At 75.0% G+C, this 5,162-nt stretch carries 1 protein-coding gene; it reads right to left on the bottom strand.

Annotated features, from left to right (window positions below):
- Positions 1-5,138 (bottom strand): SDR family NAD(P)-dependent oxidoreductase (locus ABZ793_RS34505; protein WP_357465166.1); only part of this gene is annotated, 5,138 nt, incomplete at its 3' end.
- Between the last annotated feature and the right edge of the window lie 24 nt (positions 5,139-5,162).

The raw sequence follows: 5,162 nt of genomic DNA, 5'->3' as shown, positions 1-5,162 counted from the left end.
AGCGGCTGCGGCAGCAGCGAATCCAGGTGCCCACACACCTCGTCCAACGCCGAGGCGAACACCGGGAACACGCCGTACAACTCCCGGCCCATCCCCGCGCGCTGCGCGCCCTGACCGGAGAAGAGGACGGCGAGCCGGCCAGGGCGGGCCGTGCCCCGGACGACGATGGACGACGGCTCGTCGCCGGCGACGGCGTCGAGGCCGGCGTGCAGGCTCTGCCGGTCGCGGGGCAGCAGCACCGCGCGGTGCTCGAACGCGGACCGCCCGGTGGCCAGCGCGTGGCCGAGGTCCGGCAGCGGCACCGCGGGGTTCTCGGCCAGCCACGCGCTCAGCCGGGTGGCCTGCTCGCGCAGGGCGTCCGCGGTGCGGGCGGAGAGCACGCAGGGGGTGGTCAGGTCGCCGGAGGTGACGGCCGGTGGCACGGTCACGGTCGGCGCGGGCGCGGCGTCGGGCGCCTGCTCCAGGATGGTGTGGACGTTGGTGCCGCTGATGCCGAACGACGACACGGCCGCCCGGCGCGGCCGGTCCGTCTCGGGCCAGGGCCGGTCCTGCGCGAGCAGGGCGACGGAGCCGGCCGACCAGTCGATGTGCGGGGACGGCTCGTCGACGTGCAGGGTGCGGGGCAGGACGCCGTGCCGCATCGCGAGGACCATCTTGATGACACCGGCGACACCGGCGGCGGCCTGCGCGTGCCCGATGTTCGACTTGATCGAGCCCAGCCACAGCGGCTGGTCGGCGGGCCGCTCCTGCCCGTACGTGGCGAGCAGCGCCTGCGCCTCGATGGGGTCGCCGAGGGCGGTGCCGGTGCCGTGCGCCTCGACGGCGTCGACGTCGGCGGGGGCGAGGCGGGCGTTGGCGAGGGCCTGGCGGATGACCCGCTGCTGGGATGGGCCGTTCGGGGCGGTGAGGCCGCTGCTGGCGCCGTCCTGGTTGACGGCGCTGCCCCGGATGACGGCGAGGATGCGTCGCCCGTTGCGCTGGGCGTCGGAGAGCCGTTCGAGGAGCAGCATGCCGACGCCCTCGGCGAAGCCGGTGCCGTCGGCGCCGGCGCCGAACGCCTTGCACCGCCCGTCGGGCGACAGGCCGCGCTGCCTGGAGAACTCGGCGAGCATCCCGGGGGTGGACATGACGCTGACGCCGCCGGCGAGGGCGAGGCGGCACTCGTCCTGTCGCAGCGCCTGCGCGGCGAGGTGCAGGGCGACCAGCGACGAGGAGCACGCCGTGTCGACGGTGACGGCCGGTCCTTCGAGCCCGAACAGGTAGGAGATCCGGCCGGACGCGACGCTGCCGGCGCTGCCGTTGCCGACGTACCCGTCCAGCTCGTCGGACGTGCCGAGGGCCTTGGAGGCGTAGTCGTGGTAGATCAGGCCGACGTACACGCCGGTGCTGCTGCCGCGGGCGGCCAGCGGGTCGATGCCGGCCCGCTCGAACGCCTCCCACGAGGTTTCCAGCAGCAGCCGCTGCTGCGGGTCCATCGCGAGGGCCTCGCGGGGCGAGATGCCGAAGAACGCGGCGTCGAAGTCGGCGGCGTCGTACAGGAAGCCGCCGCGTTGCGGGGTGGCGGTGCCGTCCTGGGCGTCGGTGCGCAGGTCGGCGAGGTCCCAGCCGCGGTCGGTGGGGAAGGGCGCGATGACGTCCGCGCCGGCGGTCACCAGGTCCCAGAGTTGCTCGGGGGTCTGCACGTCGCCGGGGAAGCGGCAGGCCATGCCGACGATCGCGATGGGTTCGTCGGTGCCGGCCGCGGCGGCGGCCTGGGCGGTCGCCGGGGCGGCCCGGCCGACGATCTCCCGGTCGAGGAAGTCGGCGAGCACGACCGGGGTGGGGTAGTCGAAGGCGACCGTGGCGGGCAGTCGCAGCCCGGTCGCGGTGGCGAGCCGGTTGCGCAGCTCGACGGAGGTCAGGGAGTCGAAGCCGAGTTCCTTGAACGGCCGCTGTGGGTCGAGGTGGTCGGCCGAGCGGTGGCCGAGGACCGCCGCCACGTTGCCGGCGACGAGCTCGAGGAGCTGGCCGCGCCGCTCCACGGGGCTGAGCGCCGCGAGCCGCTCGCCGACGGACAGGTCGGCGGTGGCCCGGGTGGCCGCCCGCCGCCGTGCGCGGGGCGGCCGGACGAGGTCGCGCAGCAGCGCGGGGACCCGCCCGGCGTCCGGCGCCTCGGTGGCCGCCGGCACCTTCATGAGTACGACGTGCGCGCCGCCGTGCCGCTGCGCGGCGTCGAGGAGGGCGAGCCCCTCGGTGTCGGTGAGCGGGGCGCTGCCGGCGCGGATGGCCCGCCGGTGCTCGGTCGCCTCGAGGTGGGCCGTCATGCTGCTGGTGGTGGCCCACAGTCCCCAGGCGAGGCTGGCCGCCGGCAGACCCTGCTGGCGGCGGTGCTGGGCGAGGGCGTCGAGGAACGCGTTCGCGGCGGCGTAGTTGGCCTGCCCGGGCGAGCCCAGGGTGGCGGCGATCGACGAGAACACCACGAACGCGGCGAGGTCCAGGTGGGCGGTGGCGCGGTGCAGCGCCCACGCCCCGTCGACCTTCGGCGCCATGACGGCGGTGAGGGCGTCGGCGTCCAGCGAGGTGATCGTCGCGTCGGCGATGACCCCGGCGGTGTGCACGACGGCGGTCAGCGAGTGCGCCCCGGCGACGAGGTCCGTCACCTGCTGCGGGTCGCCGACGTCCACCGCGACGGCGTCGACCGTCGCGCCGGCCTCGGTCAGCTCCGCGACCAGCGCCGCGTAGTCGCTGCCTTCGGCGGGCAGGCGACGCGAGGCCAGCAGCAGTCGGCGCGCCTGACCGGTGGCGACGAGGTGCCGGGCAACGACCCCGGCCAGGGTGCCCGACGCTCCGGTGACCAGCACGGTCCCGTCCGGGTCCACCGGCGCCGGAACCCGGAGAACGACCTTGCCGACGTGGCGGGCCTGACTGATGTGCCGCAGCGCCGCCCGCGCCTGCCGCACATCCCACACCCGCACCGGCAACGGCGACAGCGCACCCCGCTCGAACAGGGCCAGCAGCTCGGCGAGCATCTGCCCGATCCGCTCCCCACCGGCGTTGTTGAGTTCGAACGCCTGGTACGTCACGCCGGGGTGCTGCCGGGCGACCAACTCCGGGTCGCGGACGTCGGTCTTGCCCATCTCCACGAACCGACCACCACGCGGCAACAACCGCAGCGACGCGTCCACGAACTCACCCGCGAGCGCATCCAACACCACATCCACACCCGCGCCACCACTGACCGAGGCGAACGCCTGCTCGAACTCCGTCGACCGCGACGACGCGATCCGCTCCTCGGCCACACCCAAACCGCGCAGCACGCCCCACTTGCCGGGGCTGGCGGTCGCATACACGGTGGCACCGAAATGCTGCGCCAACTGGATCGCCGCCATACCGACCCCACCCGCACCCGAGTGGACCAGCACCGACTCCCCCGCCCGCAAACCCGCCAAATCATGCAACGCGTAGTACGCCGTCAGGAACACCACCGGCACCGACGCCGCATCCACAAACGACCAACCCGCCGGCATCCGCGCAATCCGATCCCGCTGCGCCACCACCTGCGGACCAAACCCGGGCTCGAACAACCCGAACACCCGATCACCCGGCACCAGATCCGCGACCCCCGGGCCGACCTCCAGCACCACACCCGCGCCCTCGCTGCCCATCACCGCAGACGAGTCCGGATACATGCCCAAGGCGATCAACACGTCCCGGAAGTTCACACCCGCCGCGCGTACGGCGATGCGCACCTGGCCGGCCGCGAGCGGCGTCGCGCTGCCGGACACCAGGTCGACACCGTCGATGGTGCCGGGGCTGACCGCCGCGACGTGCCACAGGTCCGTGGACGGGGTGAGCGCGTCGCCGGTCGGCCGGGTGACCCGAGGTACGAGCACCGCGCCGTCGCGGAGCGCCAGCTGACCGCCGGTGGGGGCCGGGTCGTCGGCCACGGCGGCGAGGACGGCCAGCGCGTCGGCGTCCGGCTCCCGGTCGAGGTCGGCCAGGACGATCCGGTCCGGGTGCTCCGACTGCGCCGACCGCAGCAGACCCCACACCGCCGCGCCCGCGAGGTCGTCGACCCGGTCGCCGGGCCGCGCCGCCACGGCGCCCCGGGTCGCCAGGACCAGCCGCGTCTCGGCGAGGGGCTCGGCGGCCAGCCACGCCTGCACGGACTCCAGCACGGTCGACGTCAGAGAGCGGACCAGCCCGGGCAGGTCGTCGCCCTCGGCGGCGACCGGCAGCAGGAGGATGCTCGGCGCGTCCTGGCCCGCGTCGACGGCCGCGACCAGCGTCGCCACGTCCCCGAACACGCGGACACCCGGCAGCTCGGCCGGCGCGTCACCGACCAGGGCCCAGCCGGAGGCGTCCCCGGCCGGGGTGACGTCCTCGGCCTGCCACGACACCTCGAACAGCGACCGGTCGGTCCCGGCCGGGGCGGACACGGCGGCCATCTCCCGCAACACGAGGGAGTCCACCGACACCACCGGCGCACCCGACTCGTCCACCGCAACCAGGCGGACGGCCGTCCCGGCACGGCGCAACCGCACCCGCAGTGTCCGGGCGCCCGAGGCGTGCACCTGCACACCCTCGAACGCGAACGGCACCCGGGGGCCGGACGCCTCGGCGGTCTGCAGCAGCCCGATCGGGTGCAGCGCCGCGTCCAGCAGCGCCGGGTGGACCTCGAACCGGCCGGCGCTCTCCGCCACGTCGTCGGGCAGGGCCACCTCGGCGTACAGCTCGCCGTCGCCGGCCCACACCCGCCGCAGCCCCTGGAACACCGGCCCGTACGACAGCCCATGCTCCACCAGCGCCGGATACCAGCCAGCGAGGTCCGTCTCCGGCACGCCGACCGGCGGCCACACCTCCAAGCCCGGCTCCTCGGCCGACACCGGCTCCAACACACCCCCGGCGTGCCGAACCCACTCCCCCTCGACGTCGTCCTCTGCCTGCGAGTACACGGCGACGTCCCGACCGCCGGAGTCGTCGATCCCACCGACGCGCACCTGCACCCGCACCCCACCCGACGACGGCAGGGTCAACGGCGCGGCGATCGTCAACTCCCGCACCCGCGACGAACCCACCTCGTCGCCAGCCCGCACCACCAACTCCACCAGAGCCGTGCCCGGCACCACCACCGCACCCGACACCACGTGATCGCCCAACCACGGATGCGACGACAACGCCAA

Source organism: Micromonospora sp. NPDC047465 (genome assembly GCF_040643125.1).
Lineage (GTDB): Bacteria > Actinomycetota > Actinomycetes > Mycobacteriales > Micromonosporaceae > Micromonospora.
Note: the sequence above shows the minus strand (reverse complement) of the source record. Positions and strands in the feature narration are given on the sequence as shown.